The 804-nt window shown below is 72.9% G+C and carries 1 protein-coding gene; it reads left to right on the top strand.

Features of this window, described 5'->3' with window-relative positions; all coding sequences use genetic code 11:
• Positions 1-705, top strand: a 705-nt coding sequence (locus tag DBR23_RS31700) for a HAMP domain-containing sensor histidine kinase (protein WP_233250732.1), incomplete at its 5' end; no start/stop codon positions are given.
• Positions 706-804: the final 99 nt, after the last annotated feature.

The following is an 804-nucleotide window of genomic DNA, read 5'->3' as shown; positions in this document are numbered from 1 at the left end:
CTGCTGGCCCGCCTGCGGGCCCACCTGGCGCGCGAAAAGGCCCTGGTGCACGACGCGGCCCACGAGCTGCGCACGCCCATGGCCGTCATCGCCACCCAGGCCCATGTGCTGGCGCAAGCCCCCGAAGGCCCCGCACGCGCGCAGGCCAGCGAGGCGCTGACGCGCGCCGTGCAGCGCGCCGCGCATCTGAGCGAACAGCTGCTCATGCTGGCAGCCCTGGAAGAAGCCCCCGCGCTGGACCCCGCCGTGCCCCAGGACCTGATGGCGCTGCTGCAGGACTGCCTGGCAGAGCGCGCGGGCTGGGCCGAGGGCCTGGGCGTGGAGCTGTCGCTGGACGGCCCGGACACCCTGGAGCTGCCGTTGGACCGCCAGCTGCTCTGGTCCGCCCTGGGTAATGTGCTGGACAACGCGCTCAAGCACGGCTGCGGCCCCGGTGCGGGGCGCGAGGTGCAGTTGCGGGTGTGGCAGGAGGGCGGCGACGTGGTGGTCTGGATTGCCGACGACGGCCCGGGCATAGCGGCCGGCGAGCAAGACCGGGTGTTCGAGCGCTTCTGGCGCTCGCCGCGCGCGCGCAGCAGCGGATCGGGCCTGGGACTCACCATTGCGCAGCAGGCCATCGGCCACCTGGGCGGGCAGGTCCGCCTGGGGCCGGGGCTGCACGGGCGGGGCGTGGGCTTCACGCTGCGTTGGCCGGTGGCGGGCTGACAACCCGCACCCGGCAGCTCCACGCCCAGCGCAGATCTTTGGGTTCGCCCAAGGTTCGCGTTTCAACAATCCCGGCATCTTCTTCACTTCACGAGATGC

Source organism: Acidovorax sp. HMWF018 (assembly GCF_003061035.1).
GTDB classification, from domain to species: Bacteria; Pseudomonadota; Gammaproteobacteria; order Burkholderiales; family Burkholderiaceae_C; genus Acidovorax; species Acidovorax delafieldii.
The sequence above is the reverse complement of the archived record's forward strand: the minus strand, read 5'-3'. Positions and strand labels throughout refer to the sequence as shown.